Annotated in this window: 17 protein-coding genes; 10 read left to right on the forward strand and 7 right to left on the reverse strand. The window is 69.6% G+C overall.

Translation table 11 applies throughout. The features are described from left to right. The first annotated feature begins 34 nt into the window (after positions 1 to 34). From IEX37_RS04595 to IEX37_RS04610, 4 genes are all read left to right on the forward strand, one after another. A complete protein-coding gene (locus IEX37_RS04595) occupies positions 35 to 1,030 on the forward strand; it encodes an ABC transporter substrate-binding protein (protein WP_229663061.1) in 996 nt (331 codons plus the stop codon). After that, positions 1,027 to 1,785: a class I SAM-dependent methyltransferase gene (locus IEX37_RS04600; protein WP_188755053.1), complete on the forward strand. Its 759-nt coding sequence runs from the start codon at positions 1,027 to 1,029 to the stop codon at positions 1,783 to 1,785. The genes IEX37_RS04595 and IEX37_RS04600 overlap by 4 nt, the downstream gene beginning before the upstream one ends. Next, entirely contained in the window at positions 1,782 to 2,852 is a 1,071-nt protein-coding gene (locus tag IEX37_RS04605) for a FecCD family ABC transporter permease (RefSeq protein ID WP_188755054.1), read from the forward strand. Before IEX37_RS04600 ends, IEX37_RS04605 begins: the two co-directional genes overlap by 4 nt. A gap of 71 nt (positions 2,853 to 2,923) precedes the next feature. Then, a complete protein-coding gene (locus tag IEX37_RS04610; protein WP_229663062.1) occupies positions 2,924 to 3,634 on the forward strand; it encodes an ABC transporter ATP-binding protein in 711 nt (236 codons plus the stop codon). Positions 3,635 to 3,692: 58 nt separating this feature from the next. Here the strand turns inward: IEX37_RS04610 and fbaA are convergent, their stop codons facing one another. Then, on the reverse strand, positions 3,693 to 4,721 hold the full coding sequence (fbaA, locus tag IEX37_RS04615) for a class II fructose-bisphosphate aldolase (protein ID WP_188755056.1): 1,029 nt from the start codon (positions 4,719 to 4,721) through the stop codon (positions 3,693 to 3,695). 180 nt (positions 4,722 to 4,901) lie between these two features. On the opposite strand from fbaA, the gene glpX reads away from it, so the two are divergent. Together glpX and IEX37_RS04625 are read left to right on the forward strand one after the other, a co-directional pair. Beyond that, on the forward strand, positions 4,902 to 5,882 hold the full coding sequence (glpX, locus tag IEX37_RS04620; protein ID WP_373286247.1) for a class II fructose-bisphosphatase: 981 nt from the start codon (positions 4,902 to 4,904) through the stop codon (positions 5,880 to 5,882). Positions 5,883 to 6,019: 137 nt separating this feature from the next. Continuing rightward, positions 6,020 to 6,226, forward strand: coding sequence for a UDP-N-acetylmuramyl pentapeptide phosphotransferase (locus IEX37_RS04625; RefSeq protein ID WP_188755057.1), 207 nt, complete (start codon positions 6,020 to 6,022; stop codon positions 6,224 to 6,226). On the opposite strand, the gene IEX37_RS04630 is transcribed toward IEX37_RS04625, so the two are convergent. The 3 genes from IEX37_RS04630 to IEX37_RS04640 form a co-directional block, all read right to left on the reverse strand. Beyond that, positions 6,207 to 7,520, reverse strand: coding sequence for a DNA recombination protein RmuC (locus IEX37_RS04630; RefSeq protein ID WP_188755058.1), 1,314 nt, complete (start codon positions 7,518 to 7,520; stop codon positions 6,207 to 6,209). The genes IEX37_RS04625 and IEX37_RS04630 overlap by 20 nt on opposite strands. Before the next feature lie 54 nt (positions 7,521 to 7,574). Then, on the reverse strand, positions 7,575 to 8,159 hold the full coding sequence (locus IEX37_RS04635; RefSeq protein ID WP_188755059.1) for a 3'-5' exonuclease: 585 nt from the start codon (positions 8,157 to 8,159) through the stop codon (positions 7,575 to 7,577). A 65-nt stretch (positions 8,160 to 8,224) separates the two neighbouring features. After that, entirely contained in the window at positions 8,225 to 9,745 is a 1,521-nt protein-coding gene (locus IEX37_RS04640; protein ID WP_188755060.1) for a peptide MFS transporter, read from the reverse strand. Positions 9,746 to 9,857: 112 nt separating this feature from the next. On the opposite strand from IEX37_RS04640, the gene ychF reads away from it, so the two are divergent. After that, positions 9,858 to 10,931, forward strand: a complete 1,074-nt coding sequence (gene ychF, locus IEX37_RS04645) for a redox-regulated ATPase YchF (protein WP_188755061.1) — start codon at positions 9,858 to 9,860, stop codon at positions 10,929 to 10,931. A gap of 46 nt (positions 10,932 to 10,977) precedes the next feature. Here the strand turns inward: ychF and IEX37_RS04650 are convergent, their stop codons facing one another. From IEX37_RS04650 to IEX37_RS04660, 3 genes are all read right to left on the reverse strand, one after another. Further along, a complete protein-coding gene (locus tag IEX37_RS04650) occupies positions 10,978 to 11,196 on the reverse strand; it encodes a hypothetical protein (protein ID WP_188755062.1) in 219 nt (72 codons plus the stop codon). A gap of 239 nt (positions 11,197 to 11,435) precedes the next feature. After that, entirely contained in the window at positions 11,436 to 12,491 is a 1,056-nt protein-coding gene (mcrC, locus tag IEX37_RS04655; RefSeq protein ID WP_188755063.1) for a 5-methylcytosine-specific restriction endonuclease system specificity protein McrC, read from the reverse strand. Further along, a complete protein-coding gene (locus IEX37_RS04660; protein WP_229663063.1) occupies positions 12,488 to 14,731 on the reverse strand; it encodes an AAA family ATPase in 2,244 nt (747 codons plus the stop codon). The genes mcrC and IEX37_RS04660 overlap by 4 nt, the downstream gene beginning before the upstream one ends. A gap of 243 nt (positions 14,732 to 14,974) precedes the next feature. On the opposite strand from IEX37_RS04660, the gene IEX37_RS04665 reads away from it, so the two are divergent. The 3 genes from IEX37_RS04665 to IEX37_RS04675 all read left to right on the forward strand — a co-directional run bounded on the left by IEX37_RS04665 (position 14,975) and on the right by IEX37_RS04675 (position 16,631). Beyond that, complete coding sequence (locus IEX37_RS04665) at positions 14,975 to 15,388, forward strand: hypothetical protein (RefSeq protein ID WP_188755064.1); 414 nt, start codon at positions 14,975 to 14,977, stop codon at positions 15,386 to 15,388. Positions 15,389 to 15,604: 216 nt separating this feature from the next. Continuing rightward, positions 15,605 to 16,198, forward strand: a complete 594-nt coding sequence (locus IEX37_RS04670) for a hypothetical protein (protein ID WP_229663064.1) — start codon at positions 15,605 to 15,607, stop codon at positions 16,196 to 16,198. Further along, positions 16,191 to 16,631: a HEPN domain-containing protein gene (locus IEX37_RS04675; protein ID WP_229663065.1), complete on the forward strand. Its 441-nt coding sequence runs from the start codon at positions 16,191 to 16,193 to the stop codon at positions 16,629 to 16,631. The genes IEX37_RS04670 and IEX37_RS04675 overlap by 8 nt, the downstream gene beginning before the upstream one ends. The last annotated feature ends 142 nt before the right edge of the window (positions 16,632 to 16,773 follow it).

Here is a 16,773-nt window from a genome sequence, read left to right on the forward strand (position 1 = left end):
GCAAATGAGAATGAGAATCAGTAGCTTCTGTCTCGTGATCGGAACGGGTGCGCTCCTCGTCGGGTGCAACGCATCGACGTCGCCGTACTCGGGCGATCCCGCGTCCGCGGCGGCCGGGTATCCGCTGGAGTACGACAACTGCGGACTGACCGTCTCGGTGGCGGACCCGCCGGAGCGCGTGGTCTCGCTCAACCAGTCGGCGACGGAGCTGCTGATCCGCCTCGGGGCGGCGGAGCGCGTCGTGGGGACCGCTTACCAGACCGATCCGGTGCCGGACGACATCCGTGCCGCGTACGAGTCGATCCCCCTGCTCACCGACGGCATCCTCACGCACGAGGGTCTCCTCGAGGCGCAGCCGGACTTCGTCTATTCGTCCTACGCGTCGTTCCTGACGGCGGACAACGCCGGCGAGCGGGCCGAGCTGCATTCCCTCGGGGTGCCCACCTACCTGACGGAGTTCGACTGCATCTATCACGCGGCGGTCGACGAGGCGTCCTTCGCGCTCCTGAACGAGGAGATCCGCGACATCGCGCACATCCTGGATGTCGCACCCGCGGGCGAGGAGCTCGTGGCGGAGCAGGAGGCGACGGTCCGGCAGGGGCTCGACGTCGCCGAGGCGATCGAGGGGGAGCCGTCCGTCGTGTGGTTCTATTCGACGGCGGCGTCCGCCGCGACTCCCTCGGTGGCGGGGCCGGGAGGCCTGCCCCAGCACGTGTCGGAGCTCCTCGGGCTGCGGAACCTCTTCGACGATGCGGCGAACAAGTGGCCGGAGGTGAGCTGGGACGAGGTCGCCGCGCGCGATCCCGAGTTCATCGTCCTGGCGGACCTCACCCGCGGGTACCCCGGTGACACCGCGGCGGAGAAGATCGAGTTCCTCACCACGGATCCGCTGATGTCGCAGCTGGAGGCCGTGCGGGAGGAGCGGTTCATCGTCGTTCCCGGCCAGTACATGGATCCCTCGATCAACAGCGTCCGCGCGGTTCCCGCCGTGGCCGAGGGCATTGTCGACCTGCAGGGGCGTGCGCGATGACCGACTGGGAGCGCCTCGTGGCGCGCTGGGATGCGCAGCAGGCCGCCTACATCACCGACCGGGAAGCACGGTTCGAGGTCATGCTCGACGTCCTCGCCGCGACGCAGGACGGAAGGACGTCCTTCGTCGTCGCGGACCTCGGGTGCGGCCCCGGTAGCCTCTCGGCGCGCATCCTGGATCGCTTCCCCGACGCCACGGTGATCGGGATCGACTATGACCCGGTGCTGCTGCGTCTGGCCGCGATCGCGCTGGAGTCGTATGGCGATCGATTCGTGCCGGTCTCCGCGGACCTCGCTGCGCCGGGCTGGGCGTCGGCGCTGCCTGTGACAGGGGTGGATGCGGCGGTGTCCTCCACGGCGCTGCACTGGCTGCCGCCGTCCACGCTCGTCGCGCTCTACGCGGAGCTCGGTGACCTGGTGCGGGAGGGCGGCGTCGTGCTCAACGCCGACCACCTGAGGTTCGACCCCGCGACGCAACCGCTCCTGCGCTCGCTCGCCGTCCGCGACGACACCCGCACGCAGGATGCCGCGCGAGGCGCGGGGGTGCCCACCTGGGATGAGTGGTGGGAGGAGGCGCTCGCGATGCCCGAGCTCGCCGCGCACGCGGACGAGCGCGAGCGACGCTTCCGGGATCGACCGGCTCCCGCGGACAGCCCGCTGGCGCTGCACCACGAGGCGCTGCGAGCCGCCGGCTTCCGCGAGACCGGCACGGTCTGGCAGCTCTACGACGACTACATCGTCCTCGCGCGGCGATGACGGCCGCGACGGCCGTCTCGCCCCGCCCGGTCGACGCGCGGCCCCGGCGGCTGCGCGGAGCCGCCGTCGCTGCGCTGGCGTCGGGCGGGCTGGTGGTGACCGTGATCGGGGCGGTGCTCGTGGGGACGGCGAGCATCGGTGCGCTCGATGTCGTCGGCATCGTGCTGCGCAACGTCGGCCTCGGCGCGCTGGCGCCCACGGCGCCGGCGCCGCCGCTCGTGGACTCGCTGGTCTGGCAGTCGCGGGTGCCGCGCGTGATCCTCGCCGGCGTGGTCGGCGCGGGTCTGGCCGTCTGCGGCGCCGTGCTCCAGTCGGTGACCCGCAACCCGCTCGCCGAGCCCTACCTGCTGGGGGTCTCTTCGGGCGCTTCCACGGGTGCGGTCGCCGTGCTGATCCTGGGCTGGGGCACGGGGGCGTTCGCGCTGTCCACGGGGGCGTTCGCCGGCGCGCTGCTCGCATTCGGGATCGTGCTCGTGCTGATCGGCGGCGGGCGGATCGCGAACCCCGCCCGCGTCGTGCTCACGGGCGTCCTCGTGTCCCAGTTCTTCTCCGCGGTGACGTCGCTCGTGCTCATGCTCGGCGGCGACGCGGACTCGACGCGGGGGTTCACCTTCTGGCTGCTGGGGTCTCTCAGCGGAGCGAGATGGCCCCAGACGCTGCTCGCCGCCGGCATCGTCCTCGTCGGCTGTTCGGTCTGTGCGGCACTCGCTCCGGCGATGGACGCGTTCGAGCTCGGTTGGGACGCTGCCGGCGCCCTCGGCATCCGCGTGACGGCGGCGCGGATCACCCTGATGACGTCCGCCGCGCTGGTCACGGCCGCCGCAGTGGCCGCCTCGGGGGCGATCGGGTTCGTGGGGCTGCTCGTTCCCCACGCGGTGCGGATCATCGCGGGCCCGGGGCATCGTCTGCTGATCCCGCTCTCCGCCATCACGGGCGCCATCTTCCTCATCTGGGTGGACGCGTTCGCTCGCACGGCGTTCGCGCCGCACGAGCTCCCGGTCGGGGTGATCACGGCACTGCTGGGCGCCCCGGCGTTCGCTCTCGTCCTGCGCAGGACGGCGCGATGACGGCCGCCGTGGGAGCGCTTCGAGCGCGTGACCTGACGGTGAGGGCACACGGGCGTGATCTCCTGAGCGCAGTGGAGATCGAGGCTCAGCCCGCTCGGCTCCTGGGGCTGCTCGGACCGAACGGCGCGGGGAAGACCACGCTGCTCCGGGCGCTCGCGGGCGTCCGGCGGCCGGACTCGGGGGAGGTGACGCTCGACGGGCTGCCGGTGCACGCGGCTCGTCGCCGTGCGGTCGCGCGCCGGATGGCGCTGGTCGAGCAGCACCACGACCTCCACACGGATCTTCTGGTCGCCGACATCGTGATGCTGGGTCGGACGCCGTACCGTCGCGCGTTCAGCGCGGCGAGCGAGCGGGATCGGGAGGTCGTCGAGGCGGCGTTGGCGAGGGTGGGCGTGGCGGAGCTGGCGTCACGCCGCTGGAGCACGCTCTCGGGAGGGGAGAGGCAACGGGTCCACATCGCCCGCGCCCTCGCTCAGGAACCGGAAGTGATGCTGCTGGACGAGCCGACCAACCACCTCGACATCCGCTTCCAGCTCGAGGTGCTCGCGCTGCTGCGGGGGCTGGGGATCACCGTCGTCGCGGCTCTGCACGATCTCAACCTGGCAGCGCGGTTCTGCCACGACGTCGCGGTGCTGGAGTCGGGGCGGCTCGTCGCCGCCGGCCCCGTGCAGGAGGTGCTGGACGCCGACCTCATCGAGCGCGTCTACGCGGTGCGGGCCGTGGTCGAGCGGTCGCCGCACACGGGTGCGGCGACCGCGACGTTCCTCGCGCCCTCGCGATGATCCGGGGCGAGGCACCGGTCCGAGGACCGGTGCCTCGCCGAGGGCTCAGCCAGAGCGTTCAGCCCTGGGAGTGGCCGTGGGAGCCGAGCTGCTTGGTCGCCTCGACCACGCGCGCGGCCATCGCCGACTCGGCGATCTTCCCCCAGGCGCGGGGGTCGTACTGCTTCTTGTTGCCGACCTCGCCGTCGACCTTCAGCACGCCCTCGTAGTTCGAGAACATGTAGCCCGCGATCGAGCGGGTGAAGGCGTACTGGGTGTCGGTGTCGATGTTCATCTTGATGACGCCGTTGGCCACCGCGAGCGCGATCTCCTCGTCGCTCGAGCCGCTGCCCCCGTGGAAGACGAGGTCGAGCGGCTTGGGGCCCGTGCCGAACGCCGCGGCGATGCCCTCCTGGATCTCGCCGAGCAGCTCGGGGCGGAGCTTGACGTTGCCGGGCTTGTAGACGCCGTGGACGTTCCCGAACGTGAGCGCCGAGATGTACCGGCCCTTCTCGCCCAGGCCGAGGGCCTCGACGGCCTTCGTCACGTCGGCGACCGTCGTGTAGAGCGCCTCGTTCGAGCCCTCGTGCTTGACGCCGTCCTCCTCGCCGCCGACGACGCCGACCTCGATCTCGAGGATCGCCCCGATGTTCTTCATCCGGGGCAGCAGCTCGCCCGCGATCTGGATGTTCTCGTCCAGCGGCACCGCCGAGCCGTCCCACATGTGCGAGTGGAAGATGGGGGCGCCGCCCGCCTTCACCTGCTCCTCGGAAGCCTCCAGCACCGGGAACAGGAACGAGTCGAGGGCGTCCTTCGGGCAGTGGTCCGTGTGGACCGCGACCGTGACGGGGTAGTTCTGGGCGACCTGCTTGACGTACTGCGCCATCGCGATCGCGCCCGTCGCGCGCCCCTTCACGGTGTGGCCGGCGAAGTAGTCGGCGCCGCCCGTGGTCACCTGCAGGATGCCGTCCGACCCCGCCTCCGTCAGGCCCTGCAGGACGGCGTTGATGGTCTGCGAGCTCGAGACGTTGATCGCGGGGTAGGCGAAGCCGCCTGCCTTCGCGCGATCCAGCATGTCGGCGTACTGATCCGGGGTGGCGAAGGGCATGGCGACTCCTTGAAGATCGGCGATCAGGCTTCGCCAGTCTATCCGCGCGGGCTCGCGCGCGAGAGGGTGTGCCCCGGGCCCGTACGCCGCCGACCAACGCTTGGCGGCGAGGAAAGAAACGCGATTTCTGCGCGCCCGTCGTGCCGGTCCGCGGCGTCACGCGGCCATACGCTGGAGAACATGGAGACCTCTGACATGGCGCCCCTTCACCCCGACCGCAACATCGCACTCGAGCTCGTGCGATCCACGGAGGCGGCCGCGATTCGCGCCGTGCCCTTCATCGGACGGGGTGACAAGGAAGCCGCGGACGGCGCCGCGGTCGACGCGATGCGCGCGTTCCTGGCGACCGTGGACTTCGACGGCGTGATCGTGATCGGCGAGGGGGAGAAGGACGACGCCCCCATGCTGTTCAACGGCGAGCACGTCGGCACCGGGAAGGGGCGCTCCTACGACATCGCGGTCGACCCGATCGACGGCACGTCGCTCACGGCGGCGGGCCGGCAGAACGCCCTGTCGGTCATCGCCATGTCGGATCGCGGGACCATGCTCGACGCGTCGAGCGTCTTCTACATGGACAAGCTCGTGACGGGCCCCGCGGGCGTGGGGGTCGTCGACATCCGCCTGCCCATCGGCGAGAACATCCGCAAGCTGGCGGCCGCACTGGGCAAGCCCGTCGACGAGATGGTGGTCTCCGTGCTGAACCGGCCCCGCCACGATCAGCTCATCCGCGAGATCCGCGAGGCCGGCGCCGGCACGCGCCTGATGAGCGACGGCGACGTCGCGGGCGGCATCAACGCCGCGCGGCATGATGCGCGCACCGACATGTGCGTGGGCATCGGCGGAAGTCCCGAGGGGATCGTGACGGCATGCGCGATCAAGGCGCTCGGGGGTCACATCCAGGGCCGCCTCTGGCCGCGCGACGACGAGGAGCGCCAGAAGGGCATCGACGCGGGGCTGAAGATGGACCACGTGTACGAGGCCGACGATCTTGTGGCCGGCAACAACACGCTGTTCGTGGCGACGGGTGTGACGGACGGGCAGCTCGTCGCCGGTGTCCGACGGCAGGGCGACTACGTGTACACGGAGAGCGTCGTGCTGCGCAGCCACTCGGGCACGCTGCGCCGGATCTCGTCGGACCACCTCGTCTCGAAGTGGCTCTGACCGTCGCTGCGGTGTGACCGCGGCCGCGCGATGGCGCCGCGACACTCGCCACCCGTGACGCACCTGTAACCGTCTTCTCGGCAAGCGTCTGGGAGAATGGGTGGGGACCGAACGGTCCGCACCACTGGGGGCGAACGATGACGGTAGGGCACGTGACAGCACGCGAGACGGCGAGGTCGGCGAAGGCCCCTCAGCAGGCCGTGAACGATCCGGCGCGACGCCCGGACGTGCTGCTGCGTGTACGCCGCGCCCCCGGCCAGGAGCCCAGCGCGTGGTGGTTCATCGGCGCCTTCGTCGCCTTCTCGGGGGCCGTCACGGCGCTGCTCAGCTTCGTTCCGGGCTGATCCGCTCCGGCGCGTCGAGTCTGCCCGGCTCCAGTCGGTCGGCGATCGACTCGGGCGGTGCGACGGCAGGTTCGGAGCCCTCGTCGAGGGCCTCCAGCAGTTCGGGGGCGGTCATGCGCCGCGGCACGGCATGCAGGGCAGCGGGCTCGGCGGCGGCATCGAGCTTGGTCGCGTCGATGCCGGGGAATCGCCGTGCGGTGACCAGCACGCGTGACTCGAGCGATCCGACGAAGCGGTTGTACGAGTCCACCGTGCGCTCGATCGCGCGCCGAAGGTCGTCCGCGTGCTGCGCGAGGGTGCCGAGGCGCTCGTAGAGCTGGTTGCCGAGCGTGAACAGCGTGCGCGCCTCGTCGGAGACCTCCTGCTGGGTCCACGCGTACGCGACGGTCTTCAGCACGGCCCACAGGTTGACCGGCGACGCCAGCGCGACGCGCTTGGCGAAGGCGTACTCCAGCAGGGTCGGGTCCTCGTCCAGCGCGACGGCGAGGATCGCCTCGTTCGGCAGGAAGCAGATCACGAACTCCGGGCTCGAATCGAGTCCCGACCAGTAGGCCTTGCGCGCGAGCGCGTCGACGTGCGCGCGCACCGCCTTGACATGTTGCGTACGGAGTTCGCGCCGGCGGCGTGCGGCGTCGCCCGTGGCCGTGTCGGGAATCGCCGCGGCGTCCAGGAACGCGTCGAGCGGGGCCTTCGCGTCCACCGCGAGCGCCTTGCCGCCCGGCAGGCGCACCACGAGGTCGGGCCGTGCGGTGACGCCGTCAACGGCGGTGCTCACCTGCGTGTCGAAGTCGACGTGGCGGAGCAGACCGGCCGCCTCCACGACGCGCCGCAGCTGAGCCTCTCCCCACACGCCCCGCGCGGTCGTGGAGCGGAGGGCGCCGGCGAGCGACTCGGTCGTGAGCCGCAGCGCTTCGTCGGCGGCGTGCGCGCGCCGGAGCTGCTCCGCGATCGCGCCGAACTGCCCGTGGCGTTCGCGCTCCATCTCGTCCACGCGCTGCTGCATGCGGTGCAGGCTGTCGCGCACGGGGGCCAGCGCCTTGAGCACCGCGCTCTCGCGACGAGCCCTCTCCTCCGCCGTCCGCCGCTCCGCCTCGGCGTGCGCGACCGCGTCGCGACGCAGATCCTCCTGCCGCTCGACCGTTTCGCGCAGCCCCGCGATCTCGGCTTCGCGCGCGGCCAGAGCCGCGCGCACCGCGGACTCGGCGCGCGCGGCGTGTGCGGCCCGCGCGAGCCATCCGGCGACGGCACCGGCGGCCAGTGCGACGACCGCGAGGATCAGGGAGAGCGCATCCATGCCGCCATCCTCCCGGGGGCCTCCGACATCGGCCGGAGACGCGCCCGGAGGGGCTCAGACGGCGACGGCTGCCGGAGCGATGCTGTGGGTGCGCACGCCGATCGTGGCTGCGAGGGCCTCGATGTCGTCGGCGCCGGAACGGCGAGCGGCGTCGATGAGGATGTGGGCGCACGCCAGCGCGTCGGCGACCGCGTCGTGGTGCGAGAAACCGGCGAACCCGGCGGCCTCGGCCGCGGCGGGCAGTCGGTACGAGGGGAGCCGGTAGACCTTGCGCGCCACCTGCAGCGTGCACAGATAGCGGTACGGCGGGCACGCGTACGCCGTGACCTCGCACGCCGCGCGCAGCACGCGCATGTCGAAGCTCGCGTTGTGCGCGACGAGCACGTCGTCGCCGGCGAAACCGATCAGGTCCTCGACCTGTTCGTCCCACGCGAGCGCGTCCGCGACGTCCTCGGCGGTGATCCCGTGGATCCGGGTGTTCCACTCGAGGAAGGCGTCGTGCCCCGCGGGCGGCCGGATGAGCCACCCGGCCGTCTCGACGACCCGGCCGTCGCGCACCCGGGTGAGTCCGACCTGGCACGCGGAGGCGGCCGAGCCGTTGGCGGTCTCGAAGTCGATCGAGGTGAAGTCCAGGGGCACGCATCGAGTCTGCGGCCCGCCGTCCCGTCACCGAGGCAGGCGCGCCGCCGCCGGCGAACAGGGGGTCAGTCGCCCGAGGTGTGGACGCCCTCGGCGCGGTCGGCCTCGTGGATGAGGCGGCGCACCCACGGGCCGAGCAGGAACAGCGCGGCGGCGAAGACGATCGCGACGACGCCGGTCCAACCGAAGTACGCCGTGTCGGAGGCGCCGTCGGTGACCTGCACCACCTGCGCCGTGATCGCGGTGCCCGCCGCCGGCGCGAGGAACCACAGGCCCATCGCCTGCCCCCGGAACGCCTTCGGCGCCAGCAGGGTCGTCGCCGCGAGGCCCACGGGCGAGAGGCACAGCTCGCCGAGCGTCTGCACCACGTAGACGGTCACGAGCAGCAGTGCGGGCGCCTGGGCATCGGCGGCGAGCCACGCCCCGCCCGCGAGGATCAGGAACGACACCCCCGCCAGGCCGAGCCCGAGCGCGAACTTGTACGGCACCGCCGGCCTGTCGTTCGTCTTGAGCCAGAGCCACGCGAAGACGGGGGACAGCACGATGATCGCCAGGGGATTGATCGACTGGAACATCTCGGGCGCGATCGCCAGGCCGAACAGCGACAACTCCGTCCGCTCCGCCGCGAACGTCGTCATGGTCGTGGCGGCCTGCTCGAAGATCATCCAGAACAGCATCGCCGCGACGAACAGCGGGATGTAGGCCAACAGGCGCTTGCGCTCCGCCGGCGTGACCTTGGGTGAGCGGTACATGATCGCGAACGCCGCCACGGGGGCCACGAAGGCGAGGTAGGACAGCGTGTCCACCATGGTGCCGAGCCCCCAGCCGCCCGAGAGCAGCGTGGCCAGCCCCGCCAGGGCGGCGACCGCGAGCAGGATCACGCCGATCATCCGCAGGACCGCCGGGATCTCCTCCCGCCCGATCGGGTTGGGGATGTCGTCGCCGGCTCCGGCGAGGGTGCCGCGCCCGGCGACGAACACGATGAGCGCGATGCCCATCCCGATCGCCGCGACGAGGAACCCGGCGTGGAAGCCGAACATCGCCCGCACCGCTCCCACCACCAGCGGCGAGAAGAACGAGCCGAGGTTGATGAAGAGGTAGAAGATCGAGAACGCCGACTGGCGACGCGGGTCTTCGCGCGTGTACAGCTCGCCGACCATTGCCGACACGTTGGCCTTGAGCAGGCCCGTGCCGATCGCGACCAGCACGATCCCGAGGAACGAGAACGCTCCCCCCGGGAGCGCAAGGCTCACGTGGCCGGCCGCGATGATGACGCCGCCGTAGAACACCGCGCGCCGCCCGCCGATGATGCGGTCCGCGATCCAGCCGCCCACGATCGTGAGCAGGTACACGCCGGTGCCGTAGATGGCCACGAGCGACTGGCCCAGTGCCGTGTCGAGACCGAGGCCGCTCTCGGCGAGCTCAGCGGTGAGGAACAGCAGCAGGATCGCGCGCATCCCGTAGTAGCTGAAGCGCTCCCACAGCTCGGTGGTCGCGAGCGAGAACAGCCCGAGCGGATGGCCGAAGAACCGCCGATCACCCGTGGCGGAGGGGGAGGGCTGGGAGGAGGAGGCACTCGCGCTCATCGTTCCAGATTCGCACCCGCACCTCCGGGTAGGCTCCGAACGGCTGCGCCAGCTGGCGGTGGGGGGCGCGGAGCCGCGGATGCTCAGGGGCGCGCGCGTAGACTGGTCTCCCGTGGCTCTTACCATCGGAATCGTCGGCCTTCCCAACGTCGGCAAGTCGACCCTCTTCAACGCCCTGACCAAGAACACGGTGCTCGCCGCGAACTACCCGTTCGCGACCATCGAGCCGAACGTGGGCGTGGTGGAGCTGCCAGATCCCCGCCTCGACAGGCTGGCCGAGATCTTCGGCTCGCAGCGGATCCTGCCGGCTCCCGTGTCGTTCGTCGACATCGCCGGCATCGTGCGCGGCGCGAGCGAGGGGGAGGGGCTCGGCAACCAGTTCCTCGCGAACATCCGCGAGGCCGACGCCATCGCGCAGGTCGTGCGCGGCTTCTCCGACTCGGACGTCGTGCACGTCGACGGCAAGGTCGACCCGGCCAGCGACATGGAGACGATCAACACGGAGCTGATCCTCGCCGACCTCCAGACGCTCGAGAAGGCCCTTCCTCGCCTGGACAAGGAGGTCAAGGGCAAGAAGACGGACCCGGCCGTGCTCGCCGCCGCCACCGACGCGAAGGCCGTGCTCGACTCCGGCAAGACGCTGTTCCAGGCCGGCTTCGACGTCGCGCCGATCCGCGAGCTGGGCCTTCTGACCGCCAAGCCGACGCTGTTCGTGTTCAACGTCGACGAAGGCGTGCTGACCGATGACGCGCGCATGGCGGAGCTCGCGGCGCTCGTGGCGCCCGCCAAGGCGGTCTTCCTCGACGCCAAGGTGGAGTCGGAGCTCATCGACCTCGACGCGGCCGAGGCGCTCGAGCTGCTGCAGTCGCTCGGCCAGCAGGAGTCGGGCCTCGACCAGCTCGCCCGCGTGGGCTTCGAGACGCTGGGCCTGCAGACCTACCTGACTGCGGGGCCCAAGGAGGCCCGGGCCTGGACCATCCGCAAGGGCTGGACCGCCCCGCAGGCCGCCGGAGTCATCCACACCGACTTCGAGCGCGGCTTCATCAAGGCCGAGATCGTCTCGTTCGCCGACCTCGACGAGGCCGGCTCCATGGCCGAGGCCAAGTCCCGAGGCCGCGTCCGCATGGAGGGCAAGGACTACGTCATGCAGGACGGCGACGTGGTGGAGTTCCGGTTCAACGTGTAGTTCCGGTTCAACATCTGGGGCCGGCCGTGCTTCCTGACAGATCCAGTCACTCGGCTTGGGTGAACCCGTAGCGCGCTGGATCGGCAAGAACCGTGTCGACCGTGAACATGGCCTGGTCGTCGTTCAGCGCCACACGCTTCAGGACTGCGATCGCCCGCTCGCGATCGCCTGCTGTGATCGCTTGGTCCCACGCGCCAAGCAGATGGGCGGCGGCAAGGCGCTCGTTCACGGTCATCCCGCCGAAGTCCTCACGCTCGCTCGTCATGAAAGCCACCTACGCTCTCGGCACCGATCGCAACGCCAGAGGTTGCTCGGTACCGGAACGTCGTGGAGTTCCGCTTCAACGTGTGACGCTCGTGCGCGTGCGGCAGGCGTCGATCCCCCTTGGCGGGAGGGCGGGAGGTGGCTGCTTTGGTGAACGAACCCCCGTTGTCTCGGCCGCCCCTGTACGCAGGATGACCGGACACCTGGGTGCGTCCGATCTGGGCTACTCTGACAGGCCGGTCATACCTCGTTGTCGAGCCAGGTCACGACGTCTTCGAGCTGGGCCCGGATCTGCGCCCACGGTCGGTTCAGGTCGAGCGTGCGGGCGCCGATCCGATTCCCCTGGATCACGAGGTCGAGGTCGGGCTGCGTCGCGGCGTCGGATCGCGCGTAGAGCAGGAGGCCGCTGACCGATCCGTTCCGATCCACGTCGGCGTTCTTCGCGTAGGCCAGCACTTGGTAGAGGTGCCCCGAGCGGACGGTCTCTTTCTCCCACCGGCCCACCTGCATCGGCTCGCGATAGAACTTCGCGTCAATGACGAGGGATCGTTCGCCTCGGCGAAGCGTGACATCCGTGCGCATGGAGGGCAGCTGCTCGACGCCGAGCGCACTCGATCGGTCATAGTCCCAGGGGATGCTGGATGCGGCAGGCCGCAGGTCTGGATGGTGGAACGTGTAGTACTCGCGCAGGAACCGCTCATACAGGTCGCTCATCGAGTCGTCCGATAGCCAGGACGCGAGCTTCATCGATCCTGCGCCGCGGCTGGGCAGCATTCCTCGGACGATCAGTTCGCAGACCCCGAGGAGCAGCCGATACGCCGCATTCGCACGGTGATAGGTAAGCGCATCCCAGCGGATCGAGCTCGGTGCGACAAGCGTGACGGCATCCAGGTAGGGCAGGAGCCGGCGCAACTCGGCTCTGCGCGCGGCTGAGACGTCGCCGTGGCGGATCAACAGCACGATGACCGACTTCAGAGCGCGGTTGTGCGGCGTATCCGCCTCGTACTCGTCGAACTCGCACGCGATCCGGCCGCGGGTCGTGGTGCGCTCGGCAACGGTGCGGGCGAAGTCAATGCGTCCTCGCACGGTGGCGAGGTTCTCGTGCCGGCGGAGATAGTCGCGGTGCAGGCCCCGTTTTACCTGCACTCCGACGCCGCGCACGAGGATCTCGGCGAGGAGGTCGTGAAGGTGGTCGAAGTGCTCGGCCTCGATTCGCTCGATCCCGTCGCGGTGAAGGGCCCGGAACGCGTACGCCATCATGACGTACACGTTGCGGATCAGGATGCCTGAGGTCATGTGAGGGCGGCGCGGAGCCTCTGGCTCCATTCCTCGGCTCGCGCGGGTTCGTCGAACCAGTACTCGTCGAGCAGAGGGATGAGCTCGTCCTCCACGACGGACTGCAACCACAGGTCGTCGGCGGCGCTATCGGCGGGGCGCGACAGGAAGCTGTGCCCGATCGCGAAGCCCTGGCCGAGGGCCGGGTCGTCGGCGATGGCCTCGTTGAGTTCGAGGATCGCGGTGACCAGGTTGTCGAGCGTGGGGTTGTCCGCCTCCTCCTGCCAGCGCACGAATCCAGCCGACTTGAAGCCCGGGCGCATCTCGAAGAAGCCGAAGCGACGGCGAAGCGCGTAGTCGAGAACGGCGAGGCTGCGATCGGCGGTGTTCATCATCCCGAGGATGTGGACGTTCTTCGGCACGGCGAAGGTCTCGTTCTTGTAGAGCAGCCGCAGTCCCTGGCCCCGCTTGTCGGCCTCGATGAGCATGAGCAGTTCGCCGAAGATCTTCGACATGTTGCCCCGGTTGATCTCGTCGATGATGAAGAAGTACGGGCGCCTCTCGTCATCCGCGCGAGCTTCCTCGCAGAACCGATAGAACGGCCCCTCCGTGAGCACGAAGCCGCCGCTCTCGGTGGGGCGGTAGCCCATCATGAAGTCCTCGTACGAGGAGCTCTGGTGGAACTGGACCATCTCCACGCGGCTCGGGTCCTGCGCGCCCATCATGGCGTACGCCAGGCGTTTGGCCGCGAACGTCTTTCCGACGCCGGGAGGGCCGGCGAGGATGACGTTCTTCTTTCGTGCGACCAGGCCGTGAAGCCGTTCGTACTGCTCATCGGAGATGTACACCTCCCGGAGGAACGCCTTGCGATCGTATGCCGGGATCGACGCGGGTGCTGCGGGCGGCGCGGGCTCGGGCTCATCGGTGAAGAGGGATTCGAGCGACTCAACGTAGTCGTGAACCGCCGTGATGTCGGTCAGCGTCTTCGTCACGGCGTCGCCCGGGTGCTCCCAGGCTCCGACATGCGTCCACCTCACAGAACGGACGTGCTTGTAGGCGGCGCGCTCCGGTTCGTACCGCGCCGCCGAGATGACCTCGCCCCGTCCGACGATCTCACGGCGGCCCCGTTTGGCGTAGACGATGTCGCCGACGGCGATGTCGTTCTGGAACTGCCAGACGGCGAGCACGGCGTTCTTCAGCGATCCTTCCGTCCCCTCCGGATCCAGCGCCGCGCGGATCGCCTCGCGATCGGGATATGTCGCGAGGTCATCGAGTGCGTCCCAACCGATTGCCATGATGCCGTTCGCAGAGAACTCTCCCCACTCCGATGCCTGTGGGCCGGGAGAGTAGAGCCAGAAGTGACGGCGGCGGGGCTCGGCGAGCGTGCCGCCCCCGGCCTGGGGTGGCTCCGTCTCAGTCGACGCCGGGTCCCAGAGCTCCCGGATGCCGGGCGTCCAGAAGTGGAAAGGTGTCGTCGCGTCGCCGGCCAGCGCGGCGCGGATGGCCAGCAGGTTCCGGTCGATCGACACCGGATCGTCCCCGGTCGCCCCGTCGATCCGGTTGGCGAGCCCGTCGCGGATCCTCGCCTTCATCCGAGCCGAGGAGATCGGCTCGAACGCATCGGGGCGCGCAAGGAACTGCAACGTGTTGCGAATGTCCGACCGGTCGTCACCGGAATCCAGCATCTCCTGCTGCAGCCGCCATGGATCCAGCCGCGCCGCTTCACGCGCCTCCTCGGGCAGCCCTTCCCAGTGAAGAACGAACGTGGCAGCCCAGATCAGGTGCCGCCACATGGCGCCGTTGTACCAGCTCCCCGGCTCGAACCCAGCGGTGCCCGCAGGACGAGCCAGCCACGTGGACACCGTCTCGGAGAGGGTCACTGGGCGATCGAGGTGGGAGAGCACCCGCTCGACGTGCGCCCGTCGGGTGTCGGGCAGGGCAGAGCGCAGCGGGTGCTCGCGCAGCAGCACGAGCTCGGCCGCGAGTAGGACCACCTCGCGCGGCGCGTCCTGAAGCTGCTTGTCGAGTTTGTCCCACTGGCCTTGATCCGTGCCGACGACGGGGTTGTCCTCGACTCTGGCTCGGAGTTCCTGGGCCGCGTCAGCCGTCCAGATCCTTGTCTCAGGGTCGAGCACGGATCGGCCGTCGCCTAGCATGTGCGTGATCACCTCGCCGACCTGCCGGGCGAGCGTCATCTCCTGGGTGGGACGCGAGGTGGAGACTTCGGAGGACACGTCGAAGGGTGCAAGGGCGTCGGTCACACACTGCATTCTGCCGCTTCGAAGAGGTATCGGTCACGGCGGACACAAGCACCTTAGGGAGGCGTGAACGCCCGGACCAGCGCATGCGTGAGGTGATTCGGCTACGGAACGTGGTGGAGTTCAGGTTCAACGTGTAGTCGCGTGGCCGTTCAACGTCTCGGCGCGTGGTTTTCTCTGACGCGCTCGTTGCCCGGGCCTGGCTGTACGGTCAGGGCATGCATGGAGTCGACTCGGGAGACACGCATGACACAGCACGTTCCGGATTCGTTGCTGTCGCGGCTTGTCGGATACCGGGTGTATTCGGTCGAGTTCGTACTGAACGACTATGTCCAGTTGCGATTCGATGGTGATTTCGGGGCCGGGTCTCCGGTGGTGCTGAACAGCTACGTGTGGCCCGAGGTCGAGACTCAGGGCCGTCGTTGGCGCGAGACGGATCTCGGGTACGCGGACGCGCTGAGGAAGATGACGCCCGGCGCAGTCGTGTCGACGAGCGAAGCGACGGGCCAGGGCATTCGGATCGAACTCGACACTGGGGCGGTGGTCATCCACCCGACGGCCGATGACGTATTCGTGGAGATCGCCGAATTGAGGGGCTTCCGCGACGGCTCCTGGATGGTTTGGCGCCCTGGAGAGGACAGCTTCGAAGACCTCACCTGACGTCGGCGTAAGGGCTTTGCAGTCTCGCATCGGCGTCCGCGGTTGATGAACGTCGGCTACAGAACGTCGTGGAGTTCCGCTTCAACGTGTGAGCTGATCTCCCCGGTGTCAGTGCGCCGAACACGCGCGAGAACCCGGCGCGGTTGCGCCCGTTTCCCCGTCTGATCCGATCGCACTCTTGACTCATCCTATAACCGGGATATATCTTCCTGTTTTGTGAAGAGTCCGGTTCCGCAGCTGACGCCATTCGTGCGCTCGGACGCGGTCGGAGCGATCCTGGCGGAGACGCTCGGGCACCCCGGCCGCGAGTACTCGCTGTCTGAACTCGGGCGTCGCACGGGCGTGAGTGGGACCGTTGTGCACCGCGAGGTCGGTCGCCTCGTCGACAACGACGTGCTTCGTGACCGCCAGGAGGGTCGCAACCGGATGGTGCGCGCAAACGACGAGCACCCGCTGTTCGCGCCGATGCGCGAGCTGATCGCGGCGACGTACGGTCCGGTCCCCGTGCTGCGCGAGCTCTTCGACGGTGTGGACGGTGTCGACGAGCTGCTGATCTACGGATCGTGGGCAGCACGCCGGGCGGGGGAGAGCGGTGCGTTCCCGAACGACATCGACGTGCTCGTGGTGGGCTCGACGCCTCGCCGCAGCCTCGCGGACCTCGCCGCGGAAGCGAGCGCACGTCTTGATGTGCCGGTGAACGTCACGCGGATGGGACCCGACGAATGGCACGCCGATCGTCCGTCGCCGTTTGTCGCGACGATCCGTGCGCGCCCGATCGTCGACGTGCTGACCGGCGATGTCCATGGCTGACGTCGTCGCCGCGATGATCGCTGGACGACGGCTCGAGCGCGTCGCCGTGAACCATGAGCACGCCGTGAGCGTGCTCGCGATGGCCGAGCGCCACGTCGATACGGCGGCCGCTCTCGCCGACACTGACGATCACGCGATGGCGTTCACCGCGGCGTACGACGGCGCGCGCAAGGCGCTCACCGCGGTGCTCGCGATCGAAGGCCTGAGGGTGCGGCCCGTCGGCGGTGCTCACAGGAACACGGGAACCGCCGCGGCACAGTTCGTGCACGATGACGCGCTCGGCGAGTTCGAGTGGATGCGGCAGGTGCGCAACGCCACCGAGTATCCGGACGAGGATCGTCCGAGCGCGACTCGGCAGGACGTCGCCGAGGGGATCGGGGCCGCGCGCGCGATCGTCGAGGCGTGCGCGGCGTACGTGCGTTCTCGAACCTGACGCTGGGAGAGCGGGCCTGCTGCCAGGTTCCGGTTCAACGTGGCTTGCATGCGTTGGCCGGCGCCCGGCAGCCTCTCAGCCCGAACGGCGCTCTTGACGGAGCCCAGCGGCGATCCCTGCGTCGATGACGAATAGTGCGCAC

This window comes from Microbacterium album, from assembly GCF_014643695.1.
In the GTDB taxonomy this organism is placed as follows: domain Bacteria; phylum Actinomycetota; class Actinomycetes; order Actinomycetales; family Microbacteriaceae; genus Microbacterium; species Microbacterium album.

Excerpts from the sequence above, each read along its gene's own strand:
- IEX37_RS04675 (WP_229663065.1), top strand. The coding sequence starts at position 16,191 with ATGGCTGACGTCGTCGCCGCGATGATCGCTGGACGACGGCTCGAGCGC.
- fbaA (WP_188755056.1), bottom strand. The coding sequence starts at position 4,721 with ATGCCCTTCGCCACCCCGGATCAGTACGCCGACATGCTGGATCGCGCG.
- IEX37_RS04605 (WP_188755054.1), top strand. The coding sequence starts at position 1,782 with ATGACGGCCGCGACGGCCGTCTCGCCCCGCCCGGTCGACGCGCGGCCC.
- IEX37_RS04650 (WP_188755062.1), bottom strand. The coding sequence starts at position 11,196 with ATGACGAGCGAGCGTGAGGACTTCGGCGGGATGACCGTGAACGAGCGC.
- IEX37_RS04630 (WP_188755058.1), bottom strand. The coding sequence starts at position 7,520 with ATGGATGCGCTCTCCCTGATCCTCGCGGTCGTCGCACTGGCCGCCGGT.
- IEX37_RS04665 (WP_188755064.1), top strand. The coding sequence starts at position 14,975 with ATGACACAGCACGTTCCGGATTCGTTGCTGTCGCGGCTTGTCGGATAC.
- IEX37_RS04625 (WP_188755057.1), top strand. The coding sequence starts at position 6,020 with ATGACGGTAGGGCACGTGACAGCACGCGAGACGGCGAGGTCGGCGAAG.
- IEX37_RS04600 (WP_188755053.1), top strand. The coding sequence starts at position 1,027 with ATGACCGACTGGGAGCGCCTCGTGGCGCGCTGGGATGCGCAGCAGGCC.
- glpX (WP_373286247.1), top strand. The coding sequence starts at position 4,902 with ATGGAGACCTCTGACATGGCGCCCCTTCACCCCGACCGCAACATCGCA.
- mcrC (WP_188755063.1), bottom strand. The coding sequence starts at position 12,491 with ATGACCTCAGGCATCCTGATCCGCAACGTGTACGTCATGATGGCGTAC.
- IEX37_RS04640 (WP_188755060.1), bottom strand. The coding sequence starts at position 9,745 with ATGAGCGCGAGTGCCTCCTCCTCCCAGCCCTCCCCCTCCGCCACGGGT.